This is a genomic window from Ralstonia chuxiongensis, from assembly GCF_024158925.1.
GTDB lineage: Bacteria > Pseudomonadota > Gammaproteobacteria > Burkholderiales > Burkholderiaceae > Ralstonia > Ralstonia chuxiongensis.
The window spans coordinates 537,972-564,180 of the sequence record NZ_JAMYWC010000002.1 but is presented as its reverse complement, the minus strand read 5'-3'; the positions used below and the strand labels follow the sequence as shown (position 1 = coordinate 564,180).

Below are 26,209 nucleotides of genomic sequence, written 5' to 3'. Positions count from 1 at the left end.
CCCATCGAATCGATGGGCCGCTCACTGCCAGTGGCAAGGATCAGGCGGCTTGTTCGGCCGAGCCGAGCAGACGTGCGTTGAGTTCCTTGCGGTAGCGGTTCAGGTCTTGCACGGTTTCGAAGGTACGCTCGAACAGCAGACCCATGTTGTGCAGGATGCGCTCGATGACCTTCTTTTCCCAGCCGGCGTCGAACTTGATCTGCTCGTCCAGCCAGTGCTCCAGCCAGTCCGGGTTCGGCAGGCGCGACTGCACCGTGTCTTGCGGGAACAACGCCTTGTTCACGTGCAGATTGGTCGGGTGAAGCGGCTTTTCGGTGCGGCGCGCCGAAGCCATCAGCACACCGATCTTGGCGAATGCGCTGCGCGCGCTGTCGCCAAACTGGCCCAGGTATTTCTTCATGTAGCGCAGGTAGGCGCCGCCGTGGCGGGCTTCGTCCTGCGACAGATGCTTGTAGATCGCCTTGATGACCGGCTCGGTGTGCCATTCAGAGGCACGGCGATACCAGTGGTTCAGGCGGATCTCGCCGCAGAAGTGCAGCATCAGCGTTTCCAGCGGCGGGGCCGGATCGAACTCGAAGCGCACGTTGTGCAGCTCTTCTTCGGTCGGTACGAGTTCGGGGCGGAAGCGGCGCAGATATTCCATCAGCACCAGCGAGTGCTTCTGCTCTTCAAAGAACCACACGCTCATGAACGCCGAAAAATCGGAATCGTGGCGATTGTCACGCAGGAACATCTCGGTGGCAGGCAGGGCTGACCACTCGGTGATGGCATTCATCTTGATGGTCTGCGCTTGCGCGTCGGTCAACAGCGACGCATCGAACGTATCCCACGGAATATCCTTTTCCATATTCCAGCGGACCGCTTCCAACGACTTGAACAATTCGGGATAGAGCATGGTAAGCCTTTGAATTTGCAGGCGGATTCTAGCAGACATGCTTGACCAACCCCCGATTTTCAGGGTTGCCGGAGCAAAGTTCTGTGTCTGCCCGTTTCCTCGTGACAACAGGCCTGCCGGCGCCACAACCGCAACGTGGCTTGGCGACCCCCTGACGCGCGATGCGGCCGCGCGTTGTCTCGCGGTACACCGCGATGTGATCGACAGCACGCTGGCCGTCGTCTTTTGTGTCGGACCGGGCACCGCCCGGCAAGGTTTCCAGTATAGGAAGCGCTGCAATTCGTGGGGCGAATGGCGCGCAACGCATACCGCACATTTCACTTGGTGCGACCCCGGGGCGTTATACCCTAGACTAAAGACAAACTCCGGCCCGTCGGCAGAGCGTCCGCTTTTGGAGATTCGCCATGTTGTTTTCCGCCACCGTTTCCGGGCGACGCCCGCGCCTGCAACTGCATGCGTCGGGGGTGCTGCGTCGACATCATTTGCTGATGATCGCGATTGCGATTGCCATTGCGGTCATCGCATTGCTGCTGCCGCGCACGGGGCATGCTGCCACTTTGAGCGCCCCAACCACCGCGCAAGCACCGGCTGCCGCAGGCGCCTGCCCCGCCAGCCTGAACTTTCGCGTCAAGCGTTTGCAGGATGATGCGCCGCAAGACCTCTGCCAGTACGCCGGCCGCGTCGTGCTGGTAGTCAACACCGCCAGCTATTGCGGCTACACGCATCAGTACGAAGGGCTCGAAGCGCTGTACGCGAAGTACCGCGACAAGGGGCTGACGGTGCTGGGGTTTCCGTCGAACGACTTTCAGCAAGAACCCGGCAACAGCAAGCAGATCGCCGACTTTTGCTACAACACGTACGGCGTGAAATTCCCGATGTTCTCGAAGACGGCGGTGGTTGGCGCGGGGGCGTCGCCGCTGTATACGTGGCTGGCGACGGAGACGGGCCAGCCGCCCAAGTGGAACTTTCACAAATATCTGCTGGACCGCACCGGCCGCGTGGCGGCGGTGTTCCCGAGCAGCGTCGAGCCGAGCGACCCAGCGCTCATCAAGCGCATCGATGCGCTGTTGGCTGAACCGTCGACACGCTCGTCGCGCTGATCAGGCTGCGCGCATCGTGTCCGGAATCGCGCCGTACAGGAACGCGGCCAGCTCGTCGCGGCGGGCTTCTACATCGCGCTCGCCCAGGTCGATCAGTTCCTGCGTGAACTCCGGTTCAAAGAGCAGATAGCTGGCGAATGCCGCACCGCGCGCCTCGGTGCCGCCCAGCGGCTTGAGCAGCGCGCGCACCGTGCCCGGCAAGCGCTGCACGTGGCGCGACGCAATCAGCTCGATGCGCTCGGACGGCGCCATCACCAGCACTTCGATCTTGCGCCAGCCGTCGCGCGCGTCGGCAATCTCGGGGTTGCGGGCCACCACTGCGTTGACGTGCTGCAGCCGTTCGATATCGGCCGAGAGCCCGTCGAGAAAGATGCTCGCCAGCGCCTGCCCCGCGATCTGGGCGAGCGACGGATAGCCGGACGCCGGCACCGTGTCGTACCAGCCCGGCTGCGAGCGCGACGCGGCGCCCACTACCAGAATACGATTCGCCCCCAAATGAATGGCCGGGCTCAGTGGCGACATCTGGCGCATCGTGCCGTCGCCGAACCATTCGTCATTACCTTCGAGCGGCACAGGCTCGGCGGGGAAGATGAACGGGATGCTCGACGACGCGAGCATGTGCGACACGCCGATCTCGTCTGACACCGCAATCCGCTGCGAACGCCGCCACGGCAGCACCACGTGCGGCGATTGATAGAACGTGACGTGGCGCCCAGTGGTGTATGACAGCGCGGTGATGGCCAGCGCGCGCAGCGCTCCAGCCTCGAATGCGGCTTGCACCTGCTTCCCGTCGTGTTGCGATTCCAGCAGTTCGCGCAGCGGTGTGTTGTCGAACAGCGCGCGCGGCGTGCGGCCGGTCATCCAGCCGAACGCCAGTGCGGTCAGCCACCGGGCGCCGCTGGAGACCACGCGGCCGACGTCCGTGCGATAGACACGATCGGCGTGCAGACTGCCCCAGAGCTGGGTGAGCGCCTCGGTGGCGAGTGTGAAATCCTGCGCACCGCGTGCGAGGCCCAGACTGTTGATCGCTCCCGCCGACGTGCCGCAAATGACGTCGAACGGCGTACGTGCCACACCCGGCGCATACTCCTGCGCCAACCCCGCGATGCCGCGCAGCACACCAACCTGATAGGCGGCCCGCGCGCCGCCGCCCATCATCAAGAGCGCAGTGCAGTCCGGCGACATCGATCAGGGCGTGTCGTTGGCGGGCTTGCGCGGCGCAGATTTCGCCGGCGCTTTCTTGGCAGCCGCTTTCTTGGTGGCTGGCTTGGCCGTGCTGCCCGCAGGCGTCTTGGCGGTCGGCTTCTGCGCCGGCTTGGCGGCAGCACGCTTGGGCTTGGCCGGCACCGTCTTCTCTTCGATGTCTTCCGGCGCCGCATCCAACCCTTCCGCGCCCGGCGCACCGGCAAACCCGGGGAAGCCGCCTGGGAAGCCCGGCATCAAGTTCTGCGGCATCGGCATGGCGGCGGCAGCCGAACTGGCGATCTGGTTGAACTGCTGCTGCAGCATGTTCCACCACGGCGAGGGATCCAGCGCAGCCGCGGCGGCACGTGCAGCAGCTTGCGCCTGCGCGGCGGCCTGGGCCTGAGCCTGTGCATTTTCGGCGCGGGCTTCGGCTTGGTCGTCGTCCGTGTCTTCTTCTGCCTCGGCCTCGGCCTCGTCTTCGGGCGGCGGTTCGTCTTCGGCCGGCTTGGCTGTGGCGGCCGTGTGCGGCCACGCGGGCTTGGATTCTTCGTCAGTGGAAGTCGCACCCGGCGTCAGCCCGTCGAACGCGGACTTCATGGCATCTGGCGACAGCGCGGAGCCGAAGGTCTGCAAGGCCACCAGCGTGGCGCGCTGCACTTCCAGCCCTTGGATTGCCGTGCGCAGCAGGCTGGCATTCAGTTGCAGCCAGCTCTCAACAGCGCGCAGGTCATGGATGCGCTTGTCGATTTCCTCGAGATCCATCGGCGGCGCGGCAAAGCTGGCCATGTTGGGCATGCCGCCACCGGCCATCCCGGCAAAGCCGCCGCCCCACAGCTTGCGCAGAAAATCGAAACCGCCTTCAGCGAAATTGGGCATCTGGGTGAACATGGTGTCTCCTACAAATCGGTCGGGGTCGGGCGTGCGGGCGTGTTTCCCATCAGGCGCCATCAAACGTGGGCGGACGCTTCTGGCGCAGGCTCGCAATGCCCTCGCGCACGTCGGGGCCCGCAAAACCCATGAATTCAAGCGCCAGCGATGTATCAAAACTCGGGCCCGCCATGCGCAACCAGTTATTCAGCGCGTACTTGGTCCAGCGAATGGCCGTCTGCGAACCCGCCGCCAAGCGCTCGGCGATTTCGAATGCGCGGTTGACGAGGTCCGCTTCGGGCACGGCCAGCGAGACGAGCCCAATGCGCTCGGCCTCCTCGCCGGTCATGGACTCGCACAGCAGCAGGTAATACTTGGCCTTGGCCATGCCGCACAACAACGGCCAGACAATCGCTGCATGGTCGCCCGCCGCCACGCCTAGGCGCGTGTGGCCGTCGACGATGCGGGCGTCCTTCGCGGCGATGGAAATATCGGCCAGCAATCCGGCGACCAGCCCTGCCCCCACGGCCGGGCCGTGCATGGCGCTGACAATGGGCTTGTCGCAGTTGATGACGTTGTAGACGAGGTCGCGTGCCTCGTGCCAGACGCGGGTGCGCACGTCGAAGTCTTCGGCCATCTGCTCGACGAGGTGCAGATCGCCGCCGGCCGAGAAGCCCTTGCCCTCGCCGCGGATGAGTGCGACGCGTACCGAGGGCTCGGCGGACACATCGCGCCAGATCTCCGCCAGCTCGCGGTGCAGGCCGGCATCGGCCGTGGACAGCTTGCGGTTGGCCGACTGCGCCGCGCCCATCACGATTTCAAGGATGGGGCCGTGCTGGACGAGCGTCAGCGCCTGGTAGCGGGCAAAGCGGGGAGCGAGCGAGGTCATGGCGTCCGAGGTAATGGATCAAGCATAGCGGATGAGATCGCGCGTGCAACGCGAGATGTGCGCTATCGTCACTTCGCTGTATCGGCCAGGCGCCATTGGCCACTGCGGATCTGCGCCATCACGCGGGCGCGCTGGTCCAGGCCCACGTGGTCTTGCGGGCTCATGTTGACCACGCCGGTGCTGGTGGGCAGGTCACGCACCTGCTCCAGCGCATCGCGCAGCGCCTCGCGAAAGGCCGGCGTGCCCGGCTTGGCCCGCTTGAGCGCGACCGGCACCGCACGCTGCAGCAGCAAGCCGATATCGCCCGTGTAGGCGGCAAAGATCGACACGCTGCCCTTGCCAAAGGCGGCCTCGTAGCGGCGCGCAAAATCCAGCGCCTGCTTCTTGGCGGGGTTGGTGTCGGGCAATTCGGCGGCGACCATCACGGGGCCGGTCGGCACGTAGGCGCCTTCGCAATCCTTGCCGCACAGCCTGACGAAATCGTTGTTGGAAACGCCGTGATTGAAGTAGATCTTGCCGGTGTAGCCTCGCTCGGCGAGCGCGCGGGCCGGCAGCGCTGCGGGCGTGCCGGAGCCGCCAATCACCACGGCGTCCGGCTTGTTGGCCAACAGATGCAGCACCTGCGCCGTCACGCTGTTGTCGGTAGGCGAAAACCGCTCGGTATCGGTGATGCGGATGTGCTTGAGATCGGCAAAGCGCTGCACCTCCGCCAGGAAGGCCTCGCCCAGCGCATTGGCAAAACCGATGTAGGCGATGGTCTTCACGCCGTGCGCGGTGGCGTGCTCGGCAATGAGCGATGCCATGTGCGAATCCGAATGCGGCGTCTTGAAGATCCAGCGCCGCTTCGCATCCATCGGCTCGATCAACCTGGCGGATGAGGCCAGCGAGATCACGGGCGTCTTGCCCTCGGCCGCCGCGTCGATCATCGCCAGCGTATTCGGCGTCGTGGACGAACCCACGATCACGTCCACGTTGGACTCGCTCATCAGCTTGCGCGTGTTGGTGACAGCGCGCGTGGTGTCCGACGCATCGTCAAGGACGATTACGTCGACGCGCTCACCACCGATCTCGCGCGGCCACAGCGTGGTGGCGTTCTTCTCGGGCTGCCCCAGCGAGGCCTGCGGCCCCGTGGCCGACACCGTCACCCCGATGCGGATGTCCGCCAGCGCGGCGGAAGACAGCAAAGCCAAACCGACCAGTACGCCCGCATGTCGCCACTTCGGTCGCTGCATTGGGGGTCTCCTCCCGTGGTTTGGCAAAGAGCGTAGCGGTTTTGCGGCGGTTTGGCGATGCGGAGTCGCCCAGGCTAGACAGGTTCAGGCAGCGAGCGCAGTGATGCCGGCACGGGGCAACGCATCCTCCACCAACGCACGCATCGACTCGAGCACGGCCGATTGCGGCATCAACCCGAAGTTGTGTAGCGCCATCACGTGATCGACGCCCATGTCGGACAGCCGCGCGAGCTTCTCGGCCACCGCGTCGGGCGTGCCGAACAGCGACAGGCCGCTGGTCAGCACATCGTCGTAGGTTTGGCGGCGCGCATAGAGGCGCGTGGCGACGTACAGGTCGAACGCGTTGGCGGCCGTCGCGCGCACGGCGGCTTCGGTCGGGCCCACGTGCGTGTGCAGCGCGACGGCTGCCATGCCACGCGTGTCGGCAATGCCCGCTTCGGCCAAACCGCGCAGGTAATCGTCCATCAACGTGCGGATGTCGTCGAAGCTGTCGACCGACGCGTACGGCACGAACAGCATGCGCCGCCCATGCCGGCCAATGTGATACGCCGCCTCGCGCCGCAGGATCGCCACGTGGATCGGCACGCGGGCCTGCACTGGCAGCACGTTGAGGCGCACGTCGCGCAGCGTGTGGAACTGGCCCGCGTGGTGCACGCGCTCGCCAGCGAGCAAGCGCTCGACGAGCATCAAGGCTTCATCAAAGCGCTCGCGCTTGATGGCGGGGTCGACGTCGTAGCCTTCGAACTCGTGCTTGAGGTAGCCCGAGCCCACGCCCAGCGACAGCCGCCCGCCGGAGAGCGCATCGACCATCGCGTAGTTCTCGGCCACGGTGGCCGGATGGTGGAAGGTAAGGATCGAGATGGCCGTGCCCAGCCGCAGGCGTTGCGTCTGCGCGGCCAGATGCGAGAGAAAGACCGCCGGGTTGGGGACGGCGCCGTACTCGTGAAAATGATGCTCGGCCACCCAGAAGGTGTCGTAGCCGAGCGCTTCGGCATGACGCGCCTGGGCGATGACGTCTGCGTAGAGTTGCGGCAGACTGCGGGGCCGGTCGGGGTAGTGGTCCTGCACGGAAAAGATCGACAGCTTCATAGCGTCTCCCGGGTTCGAGGTCTTTTCCAGCGCGCAGGGGCCGCCGCGCCGGTTGTATCTTTTTACGTAACGCGTATCTTATAAAGCGACACCCGAGACTTCAAGATGCCCATCGACGCTCCCCTGCCGCCGGATACATCGCCTGACGAATTGCCCGCAGACGACGCCGCGCCTGAACGCACCAGCGCTGGCATCCAGTCCGCCGAGATCGCGCTGACCGTGCTTTCGGCGATGGCGCATGCCTGTGGCGCACACGCCGTCTCTGAACTGGGCCGGCAGCTCGGCATGCCGCGCGCAAAGGTCCACCGCTATCTGGTATCGCTGGAACGCATGGGTTTTGTGGAGAAGGATCCCGCCTCCGCCCGCTACCGGCTGGGCGCACAGGCATTGCAGGTCGGGCTGTCGGCGCTGTCCGACGTGGATTTCGTGCGCGAGGGCAGCAACCTGCTACCGAAGCTGGCCGAACGGCTGAACGAAAGCGTGTTTCTGTCGATCTGGACCGCGCGCGGCCCCGTCATCGTGCGCTGGGAAGACAGCGGCCGGCCGGTGGCGGTCAACGTGCGGGTTGGCTCGGTCATGCCGCTGCTGAACTCCGCCACGGGCCAGGCGTGCGCCGCGTGGATGCCGGAAATCCAGATCGTCTCGCTCATCGACCGCGAATTGCGCGGCCCCGGCGCCGGCAAGGCCGGCCTGACCGACTGGCTGAACTGCCGCGCGCGCTGGCAGGCGGTGCGGCAGGAGGGCGTGGCGCGCATCGGCGGCACGTTGGTGCACGGCATTGATTCGGTAGCCGTGCCGGTGCTCGATTCACAAGGCAAGCTGGCGGGGGCGATCACGGCGCTGGGCTTGTCCAGCGTGTTCGATTCCAGCCTGGAAGGTCCCGCCTCGCGGCTGCTGCGCGAAGCCGGGCGGACGCTGTCGCTGCGCCTGGGGTATCACGGGCAGGCGCTGACAACGGGTGCCGCGGCGCCAAAGCGGGGGCGCCGTCCGAAGACGGCACCCGAATCCGCTTAAGCCTTACGCTTGCGTGCCTGGGGCAACGACTTCCTGGTCGATCGCACCGAAAATCGACACGCCATTGGCGTCGAACATCTCGATCTTTACGGTGTCGCCGTAGCGCATGTATTCGGTGACGGGCGCGCCCGATTCGAGGGTTTCGAGCATGCGTTTCTCGGCGATGCACGCGTACCCCTTGCTGCGGTCCACGTTGGAAATCGTGCCCGAGCCGACGATGCTGCCCGCGCGCACGTTGCGTGTCTTGCAGATATGCGCGATCAGCTGGCCGAAGTCGAACACCATGTCGGTGCCGCACTCGGGCTGGCCAACCTTCTTGTTATTCCAGCGCACCGTCATCGGCAGATGCACCTTGCGTTCGCGCCAGGCCCCGCCCAATTCATCGGGCGTGACGGCCACGGGTGAGAACGACGTGGCCGGCTTGCTCTGGAAGAAGCCGAAACCCTTGCTCAGCTCCGTCGGAATCAGATTGCGCAGCGACACATCATTGGCCAGCACGATCAGGCGGATGCCCTCGGCAGCGACGGCCGGCTCGGTGCCCATCGGCACATCGCCGGTGATAACGGCCACCTCTGCCTCGAAATCGATGCCGAACGCTTCGCTGCGGCAGACGATGGGGTCATGCGCGCCAGCCAAGTCATCCGAGCCGCCCTGGTACATCAGCGGGTCGGTCCAGAACTCGGGGGGCATCTCGGCGCCGCGCGCCTTGCGCACCAGTTCAACGTGGTTCACATAGGCCGAGCCATCGGCCCATTGGTACGCGCGCGGCAGCGGCGCCATGCAGTTGCCGGCGTCAAACGCAAACGGGTGGCGCGCACGGCCCGCGTTGAGCTGGTCGTACAGATCCTGCAACTGCGGTGCATGGAAGGCCCAGTCGTCCAGCGCGCGCTGCAGCGTGCCGGCGATGTGCGTGGCGAAGTGAGCGGTCTTCAGGTCGCGCGAGACCACGGCCAGCTGACCGTCGCGCGAGCCATCCTTGAGGGTGGCGAGTTTCATGTGCGTTGTATGAAAAAAGGCTGCGCGGATGGTACACCTTGCATCGGCTAAACTGGCCCGAACCGACCCATCACCCCTCACCATGTCACCGCTGCCCGCCGACACCGATCTCGACCTGGAGTCCGATGCCGATGGCGAGCTGGATGCGCCCGCGCGCTCGGGCATCCAGTCCATCGAAGTCGGCTTCCGGCTGCTGGAAGTGCTCACGCACACCGATGGCCCGATGATGCTGCGCGACCTGGCGCGTGCCGCGCCCATGAACCCCGCCAAAGCGCACCGTTATCTGGTGAGCTTTGCGCGCCTGGGGCTCGTCACGCAAACGCCCGAAGGCCGTTACGACCTGGGCCCGTTCGCGCTGGAAATGGGGTTGGTTAGCCTGAACCGGCAAGATCCGATGCGCCGCGCCCGGCCCGCAGCCGCCGCGCTGCGCGACGAGATCGATCACACCATCGGCCTGGCCGTCTGGGGCAACCAGGGCCCGGCCATCGTTCACTGGGAAGAAGCCAGTCATCCCGTAACGGTCAGCCTGCGCCTGGGCGACGTGATGCCGATGCTGAACTCGGCCACCGGCCGCGTGTTCGGCGCTTACTTGCCGCGTGCGCAAACGCGCTCGTTCATCCAGCGCGAACTGGACCGCATTACGGCAGCAGGGAATACCCCGAGCGCCGAGAACCCCGAGCTGCCGCAAACGCTCGAAGCCTACGACGCCATCTGCGCCGACGTGCGCCTGCATGGCGCCTCGCGCATTCACGGCGGCGTATTGCCGGGCATCAACGCGATGTCGCTACCTGTGTTCGACGCCAACGGCCAATTGTGTCTCGTGCTGATCGCGTTGGGCGCACAAAGCACCTTCGACACCACTTGGAGCAGCCCGCTGGAGCGGCGCTTGCGGCTGGCCGCACAACAGCTTTCCGCCGATCTTGGATACGTTGCACCCATCGCCCCGCAATCCTGACGAACTGAATACCGACAGCATGCAACCCCGCAGGCGTCGCTTCTATCGGCTTGGCCGGTTCGGGCTCGTGCTGCTGGCCGTGCTCGTGCTGCACGTCATTGCCGTCGTGTGGATCGCGCGCAGCCGTCAGGTGACGTGGCCGCCGGCCCCCGAGCAGATCATCCCCGCGCTGTTGCTGCATCCCGAGCCCGTGCAGCCGCCAACGCCCCCGGCTGCGCCCAAGCCCCGCCCGGCGCCGCCCCGTCCGCGTGCTCAGACCCCACCTGCGCCGACACCCACGTCGCCGGCGCCCGATCTGGCAAGCATGGATCCATCCGAATTCACCAGCGCTGGCGCTCAAGCCTCGGGCGATACCGGCGTGGTCAAGGATCTGAGCGGCGAAGGCCCGGGCGGGCCGCCTGCACCGCCGGGCGACGCATTCTCGCTGCCACCATCGACCACGCTGCGGTACGCCACTTACGTCAACGGCGTGCGCAACGAAGATGGCGTGATCCGCTGGGCCACCGATGGCAAAACTTACACGCTCGCCGTGGAAATTCCGTTGCCGCTCTTCTTCGGCAAACTCGCGTTTCGCAGCGCCGGCACCGTCGGCCCGTACGGTCTAACCCCCGCGCGCTACGAAGAAGTGCGCGGGCGCCGACAACCCGACGTGACGACGTTCCACTACGCGACCGACTCCATCCCAGCATCCGGCGCACAGAGCGCGCCCACGGTCACTTTCACCCGCTCGCCGGCCGTGCTTCCGTTGCCCGAAGGCACGCAAGACCGCTTCAGCGTCTTCCTGCAATTGACCGGATTGGCCCGGGGCGGCCCCGCGCGCATTGCCAGCCCGGGCCTTACGCTGGAATTCCCGATCGCCGATACCGACAGCGTGGAAGTGGCCCGCGTCCAGCATGTCGGCGAGGAAACCATCGAGACGCCGAACGGCACGATTCGTGCACAACACTTCATACGACTGCCGCGCCGTGCAGATGACAAACGGCGTGTAGAGATCTGGCTGTCTGCCGATCACGGTTGGCTCCCAGTACGCCTGCGCCAGACCGAGCCCAACGGCATGCAATTCGATCTGGTCTACCAGTCCCAGGAAGGAGGCTGACATGGACGCCAACGCCCTCTCCAACTCCGGCACGGTGCGCGCCAACGGCATCGATATCCACTACCGTACCGACGGTGCAGATGGCCCATGGGTCGTGCTTGCGCACGCGCTGGGCGTGGACCACCAACTGTGGGACAGCATCGCCCAACGCTTGGCCAGCCGCCACCGTGTGCTGCGCTATGACGCACGCGGCCATGGCAAGACCAGCGCGCCGCACGGCGCCTACACGCTGTTCCAATTAGCGGACGATGTGGCCGCCCTGCTTGATGCGCTGTCGATTGAACAGGCGCATTTCGTTGGCCTGTCGATGGGCGGCATGGTCGGGCAAATTTTGGGGGTGCGGCACCCGCAGCGACTGCTCTCGCTCACGCTGTGCGACACCGTGTGCTACACGCCGGTGTCAGCGCACGCCATGTGGGACGAACGCATCGGCCAAGTCGAAGCGCACGGCATGAGCGGCATTGTCGAACCCACGATACAGCGCTGGCTGACCACGCCGTTTCGTGAAGCCCACCCCGACGTTGTTGAACGCATTCGCGAGTTGCTGCGCGCCACGCCACCGCACGGCTATGTCGGTGCATGCCTGGCCATCAAGGCGCTCGACACACGCAGCTCGCTTGCACGCATCGCTTGTCCAACGCTCGTCATGACCGGCGAACAAGACACCGGTGCGCCGGTGGAAGTAGCGCAGGAGATCGCCTCGCACATCCCCGACGCCCGTTTGAAAGTGATTCCCGACGCAGCACACTTGGCCCCTATCGAACAGGAGGAGGCCTTTCTCGCCGATCTGGATGAGTTCTTCGGGCACGCAGGATGCGGGAGCCAATGTGACACGCCATAAGGCCTGCTTGCCTTGTCGATAGTTGCAAGCGCCCCGCACACGGCCCGTCGTCTACCCGCCAAACGGCGGAAGGCCGGTTGCTTCTTTCGGTGCAGGAGCGGAAAGGTCTTGTTACGCGATCACAACGCACGTCACACATTTCGGCTCGCCTTCGCGAACTTTGTGACCGATCATTAAGCCCAAGGAGCAGATGGGGCAGAACGGTCAGGAGGCGGGAGTTGATCGGCCCTTGAAGTCGTGGTCGTGGGCCCCATCTACCCGGTGCAGCAGTAGAGCAGTCCCCACAACAGCAAGACGATTGACGCCTCGGAGGTGCACCATGCAAATGATCTACAACAGCGACAACTACTGTGTTGTTGAGTTCGGTGTAGACGGCCAACACGCCATGCTGGCAGCGGGTGGCTACGAGATCGTGGACAAGAACCTCAAACGTGAAATTTTCCTCGGCGGCGAGCTGGCCGAGCATTTCCGCGAGGATGTGAAAAAGCTGATCGCCAGCGAGCCCACCGTTGAAGAAGTCGACGACTTTCTCGGCAAATTCGACACGGTGATGACGCAGCCGGTGACGATGCACTGACCTATCGCGCGGGCAAGATCGCCCGCCAGACGGATCAACAAAAAACGCCCGGAGCATGGCGCTGCCGGGCGTTTTTTTATGTGTCGATCGACTATCGGTTCGATAGCGTCCTTCTAGCATTGCTCCCACGGCAGGCCCGCATGACGCCAGCCATTCAGCGTGTTGCGATGGCGCGTGCTGTCTAGGTCCCCCTCGAAGCCGTGGCGCACGACATAGACATCACGGAAACCCGCCTCTTCCAGTGCGTGCGCCGCAGCGGCTGAGCGATTGCCGCTCCGGCAGATCAGCACAATGGGACGCTCGACGCCATGGCCGGTCAGTTTGCGCACGGTCGGCACGAACTCGGGGTTCACCTCCCAATGCGGGCCGTCGTTCCATGAAACGTGATGGGCGCCGGCCGGATGACCCACGAACAGGTGTTCCATTTCACTGCGGCAGTCGACAAAAAGCGCGGCGGGCGTGCGTTCCAGGAAGGCGTGGGCGTCTGTGGGATCGAGCAGTTGCATGGCAGGCGGCAGGGCGGGCAAAGGGCGTGATGTGGATTATAGGAGCGCGATTGCCCACAACGGCGGCAAGTCATTGATGCGACTGGTAAAATTCACCTTTGGCCGCAAATTCTGAATATTTGACCGGCCGCAGCACCTCGGAGTCCCTCCCATGACCGCGCCCCTGCCCTACACTCGTGCCGCCAATCTGCCCGCGCTGCTTCGCGAGCGCATCCTGATCCTGGACGGCGCAATGGGCACCATGATCCAGCGCTACAAGCTGACCGAGGCGCAATACCGCGGCGAGCGCTTTGCCGACCACCCGATCGACGTGAAGGGCAACAATGAGCTGCTGGTGCTCACGCGCCCCGACGTCATCCGTGAAATTCACGAGCAATACCTGGCGGCCGGCGCGGACCTGATCGAAACCAATACCTTTGGTGCGACGACCATCGCGCAGGAAGACTACAAGATGGCGGAGCTGGCTTACGAGATGAACGTCGTGGCCGCGCGCCTGGCACGCGAGGCCTGCGATAAATACAGCACGCCGGACAAGCCCCGCTTCGTGGCGGGCGCCTTTGGGCCGACGCCCAAGACCGCCAGCATTTCGCCCGACGTGAACGACCCGGGCGCCCGCAACGTCAGCTTCGACCTGCTGCGCGACGCGTATTACGAGCAGGGCAAAGCGCTGCTCGAAGGCGGCGCGGACGTGTTCCTCGTCGAGACGATTTTCGACACGCTCAACGCCAAGGCGGCGCTGTTCGCCATTGATCAGCTTTTCGAAGACACCGGCGAGTGCGTGCCCGTGATGATCTCCGGCACCGTTACCGACGCCTCCGGCCGCATTCTCTCTGGCCAAACCGTGGAGGCCTTCTGGAACAGCCTGCGCCACGCCAAGCCGATCACCTTTGGCCTGAACTGCGCGCTGGGCGCCGCGCTGATGCGTCCGTACATTGCCGAGCTGGCGAAGATTTGCGACACGGCCGTCTCGTGCTACCCGAATGCCGGCTTGCCCAACCCGATGAGCGACACCGGCTTCGATGAAACGCCTGAGGTCACTTCCAGCCTGGTCGACGAATTTGCGTCGGCCGGCCTGGTGAATCTGGTGGGCGGTTGCTGCGGCACGACGCCAGAGCACATCAAGGCGATTGCCGAGCGCGTGGCGAATCGCAAGCCGCGCGCATGGCCGGGCCAGTACAAGGAAGCCGCTTGAGCTCGGGCATCACTCCCGCCATCGACATGACCGCACGCATCGACAGCACCATTCCCGTACTGGCCTCGCTGGACCTGCAGGAGTCGGCCCGCTTCTATACGGAGCGGCTTGGCTTCTCGCAGGAATTGATTGCAGGCGACTACCTGATCGTCAGCCGCGATGGCGCCGAGATCCATTTTTGGCTGTGCGACGACCGCCGCATTGCCGAGCACACGTCGTGCTACCTGCGTGTACCGAGCACGCAGGCCCTGTTTGAAGAATTCACCGCGCGCGGGCTGGAGCTCGCGCCGCCGGCGGTGCGCGCGTGGGGCATGAAAGAGCTCTACGTGATCGACCCGCACGGCAACTTGCTGAAGCTCGGCGAATACGCCGCCGCCTGACCGAACCCCGCACCATCATGACCGACCACTCCATGCGCCCCATGCGTCTTTCGGGCCTCGAACCGTTCAACATCGGCGAGAGCACGCTCTTCGTCAACGTCGGCGAGCGCACCAACGTCACCGGGTCCAAGGCGTTCGCGCGCATGATCCTGAACAGCCAGTTCGACGAGGCGCTGGCCGTGGCGCGCCAGCAGGTCGAAAACGGCGCGCAGGTCATCGACATCAACATGGACGAGGCGATGCTCGATTCCAAGGCGGCGATGGTTCGCTTCCTGAATCTGATCGCCTCGGAGCCCGATATCGCGCGTGTGCCGATCATGATCGATTCGTCCAAATGGGACGTGATCGAGGCGGGTCTGAAATGCGTGCAGGGCAAGGCGATCGTCAACTCCATCTCGCTCAAGGAAGGCGAAGAACAGTTTGCGCACCATGCCAAGCTGATCAAGCGCTACGGCGCGGCCGCCGTGGTCATGGCTTTCGACGAACAAGGCCAGGCTGACACGTTCGAGCGCAAGACCCAAATCTGCAAACGCAGCTACGAGTTCCTGGTCAACAAGGTCGGCTTCGCCCCGGAAGACATCATCTTCGACCCGAACATCTTCGCTGTGGCCACCGGCATCGAAGAGCACAACAACTACGCTGTCGACTTCATCGAAGCGACGCGCTGGATCAAGCAGAACCTGCCGTACGCAAAGGTGAGCGGCGGCGTGTCGAACGTGTCGTTCTCGTTCCGCGGCAACGACGTGGTGCGCGAGGCGATCCACACCGTGTTCCTGTACTACGCGATTCAGGCGGGCATGGACATGGGCATCGTCAACGCCGGCCAGTTGGGTGTGTACGAGAACCTCGACCCCGAACTGCGCGACCGCGTGGAAGATGTGGTGCTCAACCGCCGCCCCGACGCCACCGACCGCCTGCTGGAGATTGCAGACCGCTACAAGGGTGGTGGCACCAAGCGTGAGGAGAACCTCGCCTGGCGCCAGGAGCCGGTGGAAAAGCGCCTGGCCCACGCGCTCGTGCATGGCATCAACGATTACGTGGTCGAAGACACCGAAGAAGTCCGCGCGAAAATCTTTGCTGCAGGCGGTCGCCCGATTCAGGTAATCGAAGGCCCGCTGATGGACGGCATGAACATCGTCGGCGACCTGTTTGGCGCCGGGAAAATGTTCCTGCCGCAGGTGGTGAAATCCGCCCGCGTCATGAAGCAGGCGGTGGCGCACCTGATTCCATTCATCGAAGAAGAAAAGCGCCAGATTGCAGCGGCCGGCGGCGACGTGCGCTCGCGCGGCAAGATCGTCATCGCCACGGTCAAGGGCGATGTGCACGACATCGGCAAGAACATCGTCACCGTCGTGCTCCAGTGCAACAATTTTGAAGTCGTCAACATGGGCGTGATGGTGCCCTGCAACGAGATTCTGGCGAAGGCGAAGGTGGAAGGCGCGGACATCATCGGGCTGTCGGGCCTGATTACGCCGTCGCTGGAAGAGATGGCCTACGTGGCATCGGAAATGCAGCGCGACGAATACTTCCGCGTGAAGAAGATCCCGCTGCTGATCGGCGGCGCGACGACGAGCCGCGTGCACACCGCCGTGAAGATCGCGCCGAACTACGAAGGCCCGGTCGTCTATGTGCCGGACGCTTCGCGCTCGGTGAGCGTGGCGTCGAGCCTGCTGTCGGACGAAGGCGCCGCGCGCTACGTCGAAGAGCTGCATGCGGATTACGACCGCATTCGCACGCAGCACGCCAACAAGAAGGCCCAGCCGATGGTGTCGCTGGCCGCCGCGCGCGCCAACAAGACGAAAATCGACTGGTCGAACTACACGCCGCCCAAGCCCAAGTTCATCGGCCGCCGCGTGTTCCGCAACTACGACCTGAACGAACTCGCGCAGTACATCGACTGGGGCCCGTTCTTCCAGACGTGGGACCTGGCCGGCAAATTCCCGGACATCCTCAACGACGAAATCGTGGGTGAGTCAGCCCGTCGCGTGTTCTCCGACGGCAAGAGCATGCTCGCGCGGCTGATCGCCGGGCGCTGGCTCACGGCCAACGGCGTGATCGCGCTGTTGCCCGCCAACACCGTCAACGATGACGACATCGAGATCTATACCGACGAATCGCGCTCGGAAGTCGCGCTCACCTGGCGCAACATCCGCCAGCAAAGCGAGCGCCCGATCATCGATGGCGTGATGCGCCCAAACCGCTGCCTGGCCGATTTCATTGCGCCCAAGAGCACCGGCATTGCCGATTACATCGGCCTGTTTGCCGTGACGGGCGGCATTGGGGTGGAAAAGCGCGAGAAGCAGTTCGAAGCCGACAACGACGACTACAGCGCGATCATGCTCAAGGCCCTGGCCGATCGCTTTGCCGAAGCCTTTGCCGAATGCCTGCACGCCCGCGTGCGTCGCGACCTGTGGGGTTATGCGGCGGATGAAACGCTCGACAACGACGCGCTCATTCGCGAGGAGTACAAGGGGATCCGCCCCGCGCCCGGCTACCCGGCCTGCCCGGAGCACACGGTCAAGCGCGACATGTTCCGCGTGCTCGACGCGCAGGAGATCGGCATGAACCTGACCGAAGCGCTGGCGATGACGCCGGCTGCGTCCGTCTCGGGTTTCTACCTGTCGCACCCCGACAGCACGTACTTCACGCTGGGCAAGATCGGACAGGATCAAGTGGACGACATGATCGCCCGCAGCGGTGAAGACCGCGCCTTTGTGGAGCGCGCCCTCGCGCCGAATCTCTGATTCTGTGACAAGACGTTTAAGACATGGCGTGATCCACACTGTGTCTTACGTCCGCAAACCCTTACCGGCATTGGATTCGCCGGGGTTTCAAGAGGGGCGATCCTTACATTACAAAGGCTTACACCCCCTAACAGTCGTAACCGGAAGGGCTCCATAGACTGAACCCATTCACTCAACACACACAGAGTGATGCCGCGACGAATCCTTCGCGTGGCCGTTCAGAACGAAAGGAGTCTCTTCCATGAACAAGCTGCTGATCTCCCTGTCCGCCATCGCCATCGCTGCTGCTTCGGCTTACGCCAACGCGCAAACCCCGTCGGCCGGCGCATCGCTGCAAACCAATGGCACGGCTGCCGTGGCTCCGGTGCAAGGCAATACCGGCGCGGGCTTGAAGGCCGATGCGGGCGCCAAGCTGGACACCGAGTCCGCCAAGAGTCAACTGAACACCAAGGCCGAGCACGGCGCCAAGGCCGCGCACGAACACAAGGCCAAGGCGGAAGCCGGCATCGACAAGACCGCCGGCAAGGTCGGCAAGTCGGTCAGCAAGACGGAAAAGTCGGCAGAGAAGTCGGGCAAGGCTGCCAAGGCTGAGACCACTCCTGGCCTGAGCGCCGACGCCGGCGCAAACGCCACGGCCACTACCCAGACCAAGTAACACGTCACTACGCGGGATAGCTGGGCACGGCCCGGCGCCCCGCTAGCGACCCCGGGGCGGAACTCTTCCGCCCCGTTTTCTTTGGGCGCGCACGCCCAGGCACGTGGATTGCTCAGTGGCAGGCATCGACATGTTGCGATTCATGCACATTCCCGAGGTCTTTTATGGAAACGCTGACAACTCCCCCAGACCGCGCCAGCAAGAGGAGCCCCGTTTCGGCGCAACAGTCCGATACAATTGCTGTCGTATCGAACCAACAAGCGCAGCGCGCAGAGCCGGGCAGCCCGCCCAGCGCGCTCATAAGGAGCAGCATGATTCGCGTCCTGATTGCGGACGACCACGAGATCGTCCGTGCCGGCCTTCGACAGTTCCTGTCCGAAGAGCGGGACATCGAAGTCGCGGGGGAAGCGGCCAGCGGGGAAGAGGTGATGGAGCAACTCCGCACCGGCGCCTTTGACGTCGTGGTGCTCGACATTTCCATGCCCGATCGCAACGGCATCGACACCCTCAAGCTCGCTCGCCAGCGCCATCCCGATCTGCCGGTGCTGATCCTGTCGACCTTCCCGGAAGACCAGTACGCCATCAACCTGATTCGCGCGGGTGCATCGGGCTATCTGACCAAGGAAAGCGCGCCGGATGAGCTGGTGAAGGCCATTCGCACCGTGTCGCAAGGCCGTCGCTATGTGAGCCCGACGGTGGCCGAGCTGCTGATTGGCGGTCTGGAAAAGCCGACCGATCAACCCCTGCACCAGACACTTTCCAAGCGCGAATTCCAGATCTTCTGCAAGCTGGCGCGCGGGCAATCGGTATCGATCATCGCGGAAGAGCTGTTCCTGAGCGTCAAGACGGTGAGCACTTACCGCACGCGGATTCTGGAAAAGATGGGCATGAAATCCAATGCCGATCTGACGTATTACGCCATCAAAAACGGCTTGGTCGAGTAGCACCCGGTTGGGCGCCAAACCGCCTCGGCGCACCGCAAACCCAACTGGCATGTAGGACAACGCCTGATACCACCTCGGCAACCCGCTGGCTAACATCAACCCATGCTGGATCAAGCCGTCACCCTCTCCACCCGTGGCCTGCGTGTCCTCCTGATCGAGGACTCCCCGGTGCTTCGCGGCATGGTGCTGGAATACCTCAAGGCCTCCGCGTTCGTAGCGACGGTCGAGTGGGCAGATACCGAAGACTTGGCGCTGGGCCTTCTCGGGCAAGGCAACTACGACGTCGTGATCGTCGACCTGCAATTGCGGCAGGGCAATGGCTTCAAGGTCCTCCAAACGTTGCGCGATCAAGCGTCGCCCAGCGTGCGCATCGTCTACACCAACCACGCGCAAGTGCCGACCTATCGGCAGCGCTGCTTTGAGGCAGGCGCCAACTATTTCTTCGACAAATCGCTCGAACTCGACAAGGTGTTCGAGGTGATCGAAGAGCGCGCCGGCGTCGGCCGCCCCCGCCAGCAGCCCGCGCAGCACTTTCACCCCTGAGATTCTTCGCGCCCGCCGCGTCGGCTGTCGTGGCGCGCGCCCAACGCCATTTCTCACCCCCAAGGAGCGTTCGATGAAGACCTTGTGTGCCGCACTTGCACTGACGTGTGTATTCCTGGCCGGCTGCAACACCATGGCCGGAGCCGGCAAGGACCTCCAGACCGGTGGTCAGAAGCTGGAGAACTCGGCCGACAACGCCAAGCAGAAGATGTAACGCCGTCAGCTACACCGGCATCAAACAAAAAGCCCCGCGATGGGGCTTTTTGTTTGGGCGTTGACATCACGCGGGGCGACTTACACCGTCGCACCACCGTGGCCCGGCGCGGGCGCAATACCGCCAGTCAGCGCCTGCATGCCAGACGGCTCGTTGGCCGCACCTCGGTCGAATACGGCATCGGTGGGAGGCAGCTCAACGATGATCGTCACACCACCGCCTGGCATTGAATCGATGACGAGCGTGCCGCCCAGCGCAATGGCGCGCTGCTCCATCCCCAGCAGGCCGTGATGGCCGACCATGCGGCGCCGCTCGATATCGGCCGGGAAGCCACGGCCGTTGTCGCGCACGCGCAAACGCACGCCCTGGTCATCCACATCGAGCGCCACCGACACCGTGGTCGCATGCGCGTATTTCGATGCGTTGGTCAGCGATTCCTGCACGATGCGATACAGCGCGATGGCCGCATCGTCGGTCAGCTTGGGCATGTCGTCAGGCAGGCTCACTTCCGTATGCCAGCCGTTGCGCGTGCCGACGTCCTCCGTCAATTGCGAAAGCGCCTCCACCAAACCCAGGTTGAGCAAAATCGTCGGGCGCAGATCTTCGATCAGGCGGCGTTTGATCTGGATGCCCTGATCCACGTGGGCCATCACGCGCGTGATCTTTTCGCTCATGGCCGGCTCGTTGGCGTGAATGCGTGAACGCAGCCAGTGCAGGTCCATCTTGGTGGCGGTGAGGATAGCGCCCAGTTCGTCGTGCAGCTCGCGCGCGAGACGCGTCTTCTCGTCTTCGGTCACGCGCTGCAAGTGGGCGGCCAAGTCGGACAACTGCCGCGTGCGCTCACGCACCATCCGGTCGAGTTTCTGGCTTTCTTCCTCCGCCATGTCGCGCTCGCGCTCCGTCACGGCAAGACGTTTGGCGTGCTGCATGCCCAGCACCACCAGCAGGATGATGTTGACCGCCGTGATGAGCGCAATGCCGTAGCGCGACAGCGCCAGATCGCGCTCGGCGTGTTCTAGGCTGCGGGCCACGGTGGCGATCTCACGCTGACGCAGCCGATCCAGACCCTGCCGCACCGCTTCCATCGATGCCTTGCCGAAATCGGTGCGCACCAGATCGAGCGCCACTTCCAGGTCGCGCTTGCCGTAAATCAGCGTGAGTTCCATCTCGGTAAGCTTGCGGCTCACCTGGAGCGCAGTCTCCGAGAACAGCTTGAGCGCATCCGGATCGTTGGCGTAGTGATCGCGAATTTCTGCCATCAACGCATGAATATGCGGAATGGCCTTGTTGTATGGATCGAGGTATTCGTCCTTGCCCGTGAGCAGGAAACCGCGCTGCCCGGCCTCGGCGTTCACCAGCTCGGCAAGCAGTTCGTTGATGGCGGTTTCAGCCTGCTGCGACTGGATCACCTGCCGATAGCCCTGGCTCAGGCGGATGTTGCCCGTCTCCGAGGCAATCAGCACCCCGAGCGTCAGCAGAATGCCGCCGGCGAGCAGCAGAGTGGAGCGCAAGGATGACCGCATGGCATGCAGACCCATAGGAAACGCGTCAAACCGCCCGACGCGGCGCGCGTTGCGTTTGTGTTTTTTTGGCAATTCGGATGATACCGCGTGGGCGCCCCGGGCGACACTTCGGGCGCACCCCGGTCAGGCACGCGATGTGCGTGGAGTACGCCACAGGGCGCCGGCCTCACGCAATGTGCCGTTGCCCTGCATCCCCATCCATCCGAATCGGAGACGACAACATGCTGAAATGGGCACTCATCTTCGCCATCATTTCCCTGGTGGCCGGCGTGCTGGGCTTTACCGGCGTTGCCGCAGGCGCGGCGAGTATCGCCAAGGTCCTGTTCTTCATCTTCGTGGTGCTGTTCGTGCTGTTTCTGGTGCTGGGCGTCACGGTCTTCAAGGCGGTCGATTAGCGCAGACAGCCCAGGCGCGAGCGCGGCCCGTGTCTTGCTATGCCATTGACATGCGGCCCGCTTTCGCAAGCGCCGAGATTGCACCCGAACCAACCGCGCCGCCCGTGTGTGTTTCCCGCGGCGCCACGATGAGGAGCTTCACCATGTCACTCTTTGCCAGCCAACGCGTCCGAAGCCGAATTGATGACGTCAATGATCGCGCGCACCGCGCCATGAACAGCGCCAGCGACGCCGTGGACCACGCCCGGTACGCTGCTCGCCCCGCCGTGGAAGACGTGCAAAGCCTGCTGCGCTCCCTTGAAAACGCCATCCATACACTGACCGACGAAGGTAGCGCCGAAGCCCGGCGCGCCAGCCGCACGCTGCATGCGCGTGCCGACCAGCTGCGCCAAGCCGCCAACGACCGCGCGCATCAAGCCCGCCAGCGCATGGACTGGGCGCTCGATCGCACCGAAGAAACCATCACTGCGGCGCCATTCAAGTCAGTGGGTGTAGCCGTGGCGATTGGCGCGGCGATCGGGCTGGTTGTGGCGCTGGCCGGCGGCAGCAGCCGGCGCGACGCCAGCGAATAAACCCAACCCGCCAATCACCCCGCAGGAGCAAACACATGAGCCGGACCAACGTCGCCGCCCCCTCGGAAAGCGGCTTCCTCACCGACATCAAAACCTTGCGCGAACGTGCCCGCAAGCACATCGAGGAAGGCGCGGTGACCGAAGACTACAAAGCCGATCGGGAAACCGTGCTGCGGCTGCTGAACGAGGCGCTGGCCACGGAGCTGATCTGCGTGCTGCGCTACCGGCGCCATCACTTCATGGCCAAGGGCATCAACGCCGAACCGATCGCCGCAGAATTTCTCGTGCACGCCAACGAGGAACAAGCGCACGCCGACAGCATCGCCACGCGCATCGTGCAACTGGGCGGCGAGCCCAACTTCAACCCGGAAGGCCTGTCCACGCGCAGCCATTCTGAATACGTGGAAGCCGACGGGTTGGTCGAGATGATCAGGGAGAACCTGGTTGCCGAGCGGATCGCGATCGACAGCTACCTTGAGATGATCCGCTACATCGGGGACCGAGACCCCACCACGCGGCGCGTGCTGGAACAGATTCTGGCCGTTGAGGAGGAACACGCGGACGAACTGTCCGACATGCTCCACGACCAATAACACAAACGCAGCAGGACGAGACACCGGCCAACGCGCCAGCCCCCTCCCCCGCTCCCGGCCCGTGTGGCCGGATGCCCGGACCGCCCCGTTTGGCGGCCGGGCATTTTTTTGGGCCTGCGCCCGAAACTCAGACGCCCCAGAGCACGCTGGACTTCTCGACCAGCGATTCTTCCAGCATGTGCAGCAGCGGATAGGCGCGCTGGCCGAGATGCGGCGGCTCTTCTTCGCCGTCTTCGTCCAGCTCGGGCGCCGAAAGTTCGGCCACCTTGATATGTGCCTGGTGCGTGTCATCCTTGATGGCGCGCTTGAGGCGATCGATGGCGTGGGGCATTTCTTCGGGCGTGATGACACCGCGCTCGCCCAGCGTCTTGCCGATCACGCCGAGCAGCACCATGGCGAGATCCTTCTGCATCGAGAATTTTTGCGAAGCGTGCGAAGTAAAGGTGATCATGATTTCTTGTTTCCCTTGGTTGGGTGGGGGAGCCGCAGATTGCCATGACTGGGGGCGGATACCTCTGAGACCACGGCTCACCTGATAAAATTTCGTACTTTTCCCCGAACAACGCAACTGGCGGCGCCAGAACTGGATTTCAATCCATTTCAGCACTGCCGGCGTCATGGTTTCTTTATGCTGCCCTCCCACAAACAGACGATCGCCCATTTGTTGTCCGACGCCGTCGGCTCCCTGCTGCCCGAGGGCCAAGCCCGACCGGAGATCGTCCTGGAGCGCCCCAAGCAGGCCGCGCACGGCGACATCGCCTGCAACGTCGCGCTGCAGCTCGCCAAGCCGCTGGGCACCAATCCGCGCGAGCTGGCCGGCAAGATCGCCGACGCCATCCGCGCCGATGCCCGCGGCCAACGCCTGGTGTCCGCCGTTGAGATCGCCGGCCCTGGCTTCATCAACCTGCGCCTGTCGGCCGCCGCACGCGCCGACGTGATTGCCGCCGTGTTTGCGGAAGGCGACCGCTACGGCGCCGCCAATACACATGACGGCGCGCCCGTGCTGGTGGAATTCGTCTCCGCCAACCCGACCGGCCCGCTGCACGTCGGCCACGGCCGCCAGGCCGCGCTGGGCGATGCGCTGGCGAGCCTGCTCGACTGGCAAGGCCACAAGGTCCACCGCGAGTTCTACTACAACGACGCCGGCGTGCAGATCCACAACCTGGCCGTCTCCGTGCAGGCCCGCGCGCGCGGCTTCAAACCCGGTGACGCCAACTGGCCCGAAGCCGCCTACAACGGCGACTACATTGCCGACATCGCCGCCGATTACCTCGCCGGCAAGACCGCACGCGCCTCCGATGGCGAACCCGTGACGGGCGAGCGCGATGTGGAAAACATCGAAGCCATCCGCCGCTTTGCCGTCACGTATCTGCGCAACGAGCAGGACATCGACCTGCAAGCCTTTGGCGTGAAGTTCGACCGCTACTACCTGGAATCGTCGCTCTACACCGAAGGCAAGGTGCAGCAGACGGTGGACGCGCTTGTTGCTGCCGGCAAGACGTACGAGCAGGAAGGTGCGCTGTGGCTGCGCACCACCGACGACGGCGACGACAAGGACCGCGTCATGCGCAAGTCCGACGGCGCCTACACCTACTTCGTGCCCGACGTTGCGTACCACACGACCAAGTGGGGCCGCGGCTTCACGCAGGTCATCAACGTCCAGGGCAGCGACCACCACGGCACCATCGCCCGCGTGCGCGCCGGCCTGCAGGGCCTGAACATCGGCATCCCGAAGGGCTATCCGGATTACGTCCTGCACAAGATGGTCACGGTGATGAAGGACGGCGCCGAGGTCAAGATTTCCAAGCGCGCCGGCTCGTATGTGACCGTGCGCGACCTGATCGAATGGTCCAACGGGGATGCCGAGAGCGAAGCTGGCGTCGACACCATCCGCGCTTGTGTGGATGCCGGTGAGCCGAACTGGCCCGCGCGCTTCACGCGTGGCCGCGACGCCGTGCGCTTCTTCCTGCTGTCGCGCAAGGCCGATACCGAGTTCGTCTTCGACGTCGATCTGGCGCTCAAGCAAAGCGACGAGAACCCGGTGTACTACGTGCAGTACGCTCACGCGCGCATCTGCTCGGTGTTCGAACGCGCAGGCGTTGACCCTGCGTCGCTCACCAACGCCGATCTGGCTGCGGTGACGGGCCCGGACGTCAGCCCGCAGGCGACAGCCCTGGTGCAACGCCTGGCCGCATTCCCCGACATGTTGGCCGACGCCGCACGCGAACTGGCCCCGCACGCCGTGGCCTTCTACCTGCGCGACCTCGCTGGCGATTTCCACGCGTTCTACAACGCCGATCGCGTGCTGGTCGACGACGAGGCCGTCAAGCGCGCCCGTCTGGCGCTCCTGGCCGCCACGCGTCAGGTGCTGCGCAACGGGTTGGCGGTGATCGGCGTGTCCGCGCCGCAAAAGATGTAAATGCGCACGATTTGGCATCACACGGCGCTCTTATAATCGGGCGCTTCTAGAAGGATCGACATGGCACGCAATACGCAATCTTCCCGTGCCCGCTCGCAACGGGGCGGCACGTTTCTGGGTCTGGTGCTGGGCTTGATCGTCGGTTTGGCGATCGCCGTGGTGGTGGCGGTGTACATCACCAAGGCCCCGGTACCGTTCGTGTCTCGTGGCGGCGCGCAACCCAAGCCGAGCGAAGCGGGCAACGTGGTCAACACGCTTCCTGCGCCGGCACAACCCGCGCCGCAGGCCAGCGCCCCGCAGGCGGCGGACCCGAACGCGCCGCTGTGGAGCCGCGTGCCGGCCAAGCCGGTCGATCAGACCGCCGAGCAGAACAATCCGCCGCCGGGCATCACCATTCACCCGGCCCAACCGAGCTCGACGCCGCAGATGGCAAGCGCACCGGGCGCCAAGCCGCCCAAGCCGCCTGTCACTGCCTCGAACGAGAAGCCGGTGACGGACCCGATTGCCGAGATTGCTCGCCAGGATGCCGCCAAGACGGGGTATTTCCTGCAAGTTGGCGCTTACAAATCCTCCGAAGACGCTGAGCGCCAGAAGGGCAATCTGGCCATGCAAGGCTTTGAAGCCAAGGTGACGCAGCGCGAGGTGAACGGCGCCACCATGTATCGCGTGCGCCTGGGGCCGTTCAACTCGCTCGACGAGATGACCGCCGTGCGCAGCCGCCTGCAATCGACAGGCGTGGAATCTTCGGTCATCCGCTTCGCCCGCCAGTAACGTGCAGTCCGCGCAGCCCGCT

The 26,209-nt window shown here is 64.5% G+C and carries 28 protein-coding genes; 18 read left to right on the top strand and 10 right to left on the bottom strand.

Annotated features, from left to right (window positions below; genetic code table 11):
* Positions 1-40: 40 nt before the first annotated feature.
* Positions 41-895, bottom strand: a complete 855-nt coding sequence (locus NKG59_RS07265; protein WP_009239234.1) for a ferritin — start codon at positions 893-895, stop codon at positions 41-43.
* A gap of 404 nt (positions 896-1,299) precedes the next feature.
* On the opposite strand from NKG59_RS07265, the gene NKG59_RS07260 reads away from it, so the two are divergent.
* Positions 1,300-1,995 carry a glutathione peroxidase gene (locus NKG59_RS07260; RefSeq protein WP_253536119.1) on the top strand — a complete coding sequence of 232 codons (696 nt, stop codon included), beginning with the start codon at positions 1,300-1,302 and terminating at the stop codon, positions 1,993-1,995.
* Here NKG59_RS07260 and NKG59_RS07255 read toward each other — a convergent pair whose 3' ends face one another.
* The 5 genes from NKG59_RS07255 to NKG59_RS07235 all read right to left on the bottom strand — a co-directional run bounded on the left by NKG59_RS07255 (position 1,996) and on the right by NKG59_RS07235 (position 7,257).
* Positions 1,996-3,180, bottom strand: a complete 1,185-nt coding sequence (locus NKG59_RS07255) for a patatin-like phospholipase family protein (protein WP_253536117.1) — start codon at positions 3,178-3,180, stop codon at positions 1,996-1,998.
* Between the two features lie 3 nt (positions 3,181-3,183).
* Positions 3,184-4,068 carry a PhaM family polyhydroxyalkanoate granule multifunctional regulatory protein gene (locus tag NKG59_RS07250; protein ID WP_253536115.1) on the bottom strand — a complete coding sequence of 295 codons (885 nt, stop codon included), beginning with the start codon at positions 4,066-4,068 and terminating at the stop codon, positions 3,184-3,186.
* 49 nt (positions 4,069-4,117) lie between these two features.
* Positions 4,118-4,936: an enoyl-CoA hydratase/isomerase family protein gene (locus NKG59_RS07245; protein ID WP_252691906.1), complete on the bottom strand. Its 819-nt coding sequence runs from the start codon at positions 4,934-4,936 to the stop codon at positions 4,118-4,120.
* A gap of 68 nt (positions 4,937-5,004) precedes the next feature.
* On the bottom strand, positions 5,005-6,168 hold the full coding sequence (locus NKG59_RS07240) for an ABC transporter substrate-binding protein (RefSeq protein ID WP_253536113.1): 1,164 nt from the start codon (positions 6,166-6,168) through the stop codon (positions 5,005-5,007).
* Between the two features lie 84 nt (positions 6,169-6,252).
* A complete protein-coding gene (locus NKG59_RS07235) occupies positions 6,253-7,257 on the bottom strand; it encodes an LLM class flavin-dependent oxidoreductase (protein ID WP_253536111.1) in 1,005 nt (334 codons plus the stop codon).
* Positions 7,258-7,362: 105 nt separating this feature from the next.
* Here NKG59_RS07235 and NKG59_RS07230 point away from each other — a divergent pair, with 105 nt between their 5' ends.
* Complete coding sequence (locus tag NKG59_RS07230) at positions 7,363-8,271, top strand: IclR family transcriptional regulator (protein WP_253536109.1); 909 nt, start codon at positions 7,363-7,365, stop codon at positions 8,269-8,271.
* Between the two features lie 3 nt (positions 8,272-8,274).
* Here NKG59_RS07230 and NKG59_RS07225 read toward each other — a convergent pair whose 3' ends face one another.
* Positions 8,275-9,267, bottom strand: a complete 993-nt coding sequence (locus NKG59_RS07225; RefSeq protein ID WP_045202399.1) for a fumarylacetoacetate hydrolase family protein — start codon at positions 9,265-9,267, stop codon at positions 8,275-8,277.
* Positions 9,268-9,349: 82 nt separating this feature from the next.
* Here NKG59_RS07225 and NKG59_RS07220 point away from each other — a divergent pair, with 82 nt between their 5' ends.
* The 4 genes from NKG59_RS07220 (at position 9,350) to NKG59_RS07205 (ending at position 12,736) form a co-directional block, all read left to right on the top strand.
* Complete coding sequence (locus tag NKG59_RS07220) at positions 9,350-10,222, top strand: IclR family transcriptional regulator (protein ID WP_253536107.1); 873 nt, start codon at positions 9,350-9,352, stop codon at positions 10,220-10,222.
* On the top strand, positions 10,188-11,318 hold the full coding sequence (locus tag NKG59_RS07215; protein ID WP_420804023.1) for a DUF3108 domain-containing protein: 1,131 nt from the start codon (positions 10,188-10,190) through the stop codon (positions 11,316-11,318). The genes NKG59_RS07220 and NKG59_RS07215 overlap by 35 nt, the downstream gene beginning before the upstream one ends.
* 1 nt (position 11,319) lies before the next feature.
* Positions 11,320-12,159: a 3-oxoadipate enol-lactonase gene (gene pcaD / locus NKG59_RS07210; protein WP_045202393.1), complete on the top strand. Its 840-nt coding sequence runs from the start codon at positions 11,320-11,322 to the stop codon at positions 12,157-12,159.
* Positions 12,160-12,478: 319 nt separating this feature from the next.
* A complete protein-coding gene (locus tag NKG59_RS07205; RefSeq protein ID WP_012760982.1) occupies positions 12,479-12,736 on the top strand; it encodes a BTH_I0359 family protein in 258 nt (85 codons plus the stop codon).
* A gap of 113 nt (positions 12,737-12,849) precedes the next feature.
* On the opposite strand, the gene NKG59_RS07200 is transcribed toward NKG59_RS07205, so the two are convergent.
* Positions 12,850-13,242 carry a rhodanese-like domain-containing protein gene (locus NKG59_RS07200; RefSeq protein WP_024976820.1) on the bottom strand — a complete coding sequence of 131 codons (393 nt, stop codon included), beginning with the start codon at positions 13,240-13,242 and terminating at the stop codon, positions 12,850-12,852.
* A gap of 151 nt (positions 13,243-13,393) precedes the next feature.
* On the opposite strand from NKG59_RS07200, the gene NKG59_RS07195 reads away from it, so the two are divergent.
* The 7 genes from NKG59_RS07195 (at position 13,394) to NKG59_RS07165 (ending at position 19,914) form a co-directional block, all read left to right on the top strand.
* A complete protein-coding gene (locus NKG59_RS07195) occupies positions 13,394-14,434 on the top strand; it encodes a homocysteine S-methyltransferase family protein (protein ID WP_045202391.1) in 1,041 nt (346 codons plus the stop codon).
* 26 nt (positions 14,435-14,460) lie between these two features.
* Positions 14,461-14,814 (top strand): bleomycin resistance protein, encoded by a 354-nt coding sequence (locus NKG59_RS07190; RefSeq protein ID WP_253536472.1) that lies wholly within the window; start codon positions 14,461-14,463, stop codon positions 14,812-14,814.
* Positions 14,811-17,558 (top strand): methionine synthase, encoded by a 2,748-nt coding sequence (metH, locus tag NKG59_RS07185; protein WP_301288101.1) that lies wholly within the window; start codon positions 14,811-14,813, stop codon positions 17,556-17,558. The genes NKG59_RS07190 and metH overlap by 4 nt, the downstream gene beginning before the upstream one ends.
* A 241-nt stretch (positions 17,559-17,799) precedes the next feature.
* Entirely contained in the window at positions 17,800-18,213 is a 414-nt protein-coding gene (locus tag NKG59_RS07180) for a hypothetical protein (protein ID WP_253536101.1), read from the top strand.
* A gap of 311 nt (positions 18,214-18,524) precedes the next feature.
* A complete protein-coding gene (locus NKG59_RS07175; protein ID WP_009277190.1) occupies positions 18,525-19,157 on the top strand; it encodes a response regulator in 633 nt (210 codons plus the stop codon).
* A gap of 102 nt (positions 19,158-19,259) precedes the next feature.
* Complete coding sequence (locus NKG59_RS07170) at positions 19,260-19,700, top strand: response regulator (protein ID WP_045202387.1); 441 nt, start codon at positions 19,260-19,262, stop codon at positions 19,698-19,700.
* A gap of 73 nt (positions 19,701-19,773) precedes the next feature.
* Complete coding sequence (locus NKG59_RS07165) at positions 19,774-19,914, top strand: entericidin A/B family lipoprotein (RefSeq protein WP_024976825.1); 141 nt, start codon at positions 19,774-19,776, stop codon at positions 19,912-19,914.
* Positions 19,915-19,994: 80 nt separating this feature from the next.
* On the opposite strand, the gene NKG59_RS07160 is transcribed toward NKG59_RS07165, so the two are convergent.
* Complete coding sequence (locus tag NKG59_RS07160; protein ID WP_045202553.1) at positions 19,995-21,437, bottom strand: sensor histidine kinase; 1,443 nt, start codon at positions 21,435-21,437, stop codon at positions 19,995-19,997.
* Between the two features lie 221 nt (positions 21,438-21,658).
* Between NKG59_RS07160 and NKG59_RS07155 the strand changes: the two genes are divergently transcribed.
* The 3 genes from NKG59_RS07155 (at position 21,659) to NKG59_RS07145 (ending at position 22,997) form a co-directional block, all read left to right on the top strand.
* Positions 21,659-21,832, top strand: a complete 174-nt coding sequence (locus NKG59_RS07155; protein ID WP_092973607.1) for a DUF1328 domain-containing protein — start codon at positions 21,659-21,661, stop codon at positions 21,830-21,832.
* A gap of 143 nt (positions 21,833-21,975) precedes the next feature.
* Positions 21,976-22,404 (top strand): hypothetical protein, encoded by a 429-nt coding sequence (locus NKG59_RS07150; RefSeq protein WP_253536099.1) that lies wholly within the window; start codon positions 21,976-21,978, stop codon positions 22,402-22,404.
* Between the two features lie 35 nt (positions 22,405-22,439).
* Positions 22,440-22,997 carry a ferritin-like domain-containing protein gene (locus NKG59_RS07145; protein ID WP_045202384.1) on the top strand — a complete coding sequence of 186 codons (558 nt, stop codon included), beginning with the start codon at positions 22,440-22,442 and terminating at the stop codon, positions 22,995-22,997.
* 127 nt (positions 22,998-23,124) lie between these two features.
* Here NKG59_RS07145 and NKG59_RS07140 read toward each other — a convergent pair whose 3' ends face one another.
* The gene (locus tag NKG59_RS07140) at positions 23,125-23,448 is read right to left on the bottom strand and encodes a DUF1840 domain-containing protein (protein WP_024976829.1); all 324 of its coding nucleotides are present in this window, start codon (positions 23,446-23,448) and stop codon (positions 23,125-23,127) included.
* Between the two features lie 177 nt (positions 23,449-23,625).
* On the opposite strand from NKG59_RS07140, the gene argS reads away from it, so the two are divergent.
* Together argS and NKG59_RS07130 are read left to right on the top strand one after the other, a co-directional pair.
* The gene (gene argS, locus NKG59_RS07135) at positions 23,626-25,416 is read left to right on the top strand and encodes an arginine--tRNA ligase (RefSeq protein WP_253536097.1); all 1,791 of its coding nucleotides are present in this window, start codon (positions 23,626-23,628) and stop codon (positions 25,414-25,416) included.
* Between the two features lie 60 nt (positions 25,417-25,476).
* Positions 25,477-26,187: an SPOR domain-containing protein gene (locus NKG59_RS07130; RefSeq protein ID WP_045202381.1), complete on the top strand. Its 711-nt coding sequence runs from the start codon at positions 25,477-25,479 to the stop codon at positions 26,185-26,187.
* The last annotated feature ends 22 nt before the right edge of the window (positions 26,188-26,209 follow it).

What these genes read in the sequence shown, in the direction of transcription:
- NKG59_RS07265 (WP_009239234.1), bottom strand. Translation starts at nt 895, where the DNA reads ATGCTCTATCCCGAATTGTTCAAGTCGTTGGAAGCGGTCCGCTGGAAT.
- NKG59_RS07260 (WP_253536119.1), top strand. Translation starts at nt 1,300, where the DNA reads ATGTTGTTTTCCGCCACCGTTTCCGGGCGACGCCCGCGCCTGCAACTG.
- NKG59_RS07255 (WP_253536117.1), bottom strand. Translation starts at nt 3,180, where the DNA reads ATGTCGCCGGACTGCACTGCGCTCTTGATGATGGGCGGCGGCGCGCGG.
- NKG59_RS07250 (WP_253536115.1), bottom strand. Translation starts at nt 4,068, where the DNA reads ATGTTCACCCAGATGCCCAATTTCGCTGAAGGCGGTTTCGATTTTCTG.
- NKG59_RS07245 (WP_252691906.1), bottom strand. Translation starts at nt 4,936, where the DNA reads ATGACCTCGCTCGCTCCCCGCTTTGCCCGCTACCAGGCGCTGACGCTC.
- NKG59_RS07240 (WP_253536113.1), bottom strand. Translation starts at nt 6,168, where the DNA reads ATGCAGCGACCGAAGTGGCGACATGCGGGCGTACTGGTCGGTTTGGCT.
- NKG59_RS07235 (WP_253536111.1), bottom strand. Translation starts at nt 7,257, where the DNA reads ATGAAGCTGTCGATCTTTTCCGTGCAGGACCACTACCCCGACCGGCCC.
- NKG59_RS07230 (WP_253536109.1), top strand. Translation starts at nt 7,363, where the DNA reads ATGCCCATCGACGCTCCCCTGCCGCCGGATACATCGCCTGACGAATTG.
- NKG59_RS07225 (WP_045202399.1), bottom strand. Translation starts at nt 9,267, where the DNA reads ATGAAACTCGCCACCCTCAAGGATGGCTCGCGCGACGGTCAGCTGGCC.
- NKG59_RS07220 (WP_253536107.1), top strand. Translation starts at nt 9,350, where the DNA reads ATGTCACCGCTGCCCGCCGACACCGATCTCGACCTGGAGTCCGATGCC.
- pcaD (WP_045202393.1), top strand. Translation starts at nt 11,320, where the DNA reads ATGGACGCCAACGCCCTCTCCAACTCCGGCACGGTGCGCGCCAACGGC.
- NKG59_RS07205 (WP_012760982.1), top strand. Translation starts at nt 12,479, where the DNA reads ATGCAAATGATCTACAACAGCGACAACTACTGTGTTGTTGAGTTCGGT.
- NKG59_RS07200 (WP_024976820.1), bottom strand. Translation starts at nt 13,242, where the DNA reads ATGCAACTGCTCGATCCCACAGACGCCCACGCCTTCCTGGAACGCACG.
- NKG59_RS07195 (WP_045202391.1), top strand. Translation starts at nt 13,394, where the DNA reads ATGACCGCGCCCCTGCCCTACACTCGTGCCGCCAATCTGCCCGCGCTG.
- NKG59_RS07190 (WP_253536472.1), top strand. Translation starts at nt 14,461, where the DNA reads ATGACCGCACGCATCGACAGCACCATTCCCGTACTGGCCTCGCTGGAC.
- NKG59_RS07180 (WP_253536101.1), top strand. Translation starts at nt 17,800, where the DNA reads ATGAACAAGCTGCTGATCTCCCTGTCCGCCATCGCCATCGCTGCTGCT.
- NKG59_RS07175 (WP_009277190.1), top strand. Translation starts at nt 18,525, where the DNA reads ATGATTCGCGTCCTGATTGCGGACGACCACGAGATCGTCCGTGCCGGC.
- NKG59_RS07170 (WP_045202387.1), top strand. Translation starts at nt 19,260, where the DNA reads ATGCTGGATCAAGCCGTCACCCTCTCCACCCGTGGCCTGCGTGTCCTC.
- NKG59_RS07165 (WP_024976825.1), top strand. Translation starts at nt 19,774, where the DNA reads ATGAAGACCTTGTGTGCCGCACTTGCACTGACGTGTGTATTCCTGGCC.
- NKG59_RS07160 (WP_045202553.1), bottom strand. Translation starts at nt 21,437, where the DNA reads ATGCGGTCATCCTTGCGCTCCACTCTGCTGCTCGCCGGCGGCATTCTG.
- NKG59_RS07155 (WP_092973607.1), top strand. Translation starts at nt 21,659, where the DNA reads ATGCTGAAATGGGCACTCATCTTCGCCATCATTTCCCTGGTGGCCGGC.
- NKG59_RS07150 (WP_253536099.1), top strand. Translation starts at nt 21,976, where the DNA reads ATGTCACTCTTTGCCAGCCAACGCGTCCGAAGCCGAATTGATGACGTC.
- NKG59_RS07145 (WP_045202384.1), top strand. Translation starts at nt 22,440, where the DNA reads ATGAGCCGGACCAACGTCGCCGCCCCCTCGGAAAGCGGCTTCCTCACC.
- NKG59_RS07140 (WP_024976829.1), bottom strand. Translation starts at nt 23,448, where the DNA reads ATGATCACCTTTACTTCGCACGCTTCGCAAAAATTCTCGATGCAGAAG.
- argS (WP_253536097.1), top strand. Translation starts at nt 23,626, where the DNA reads ATGCTGCCCTCCCACAAACAGACGATCGCCCATTTGTTGTCCGACGCC.
- NKG59_RS07130 (WP_045202381.1), top strand. Translation starts at nt 25,477, where the DNA reads ATGGCACGCAATACGCAATCTTCCCGTGCCCGCTCGCAACGGGGCGGC.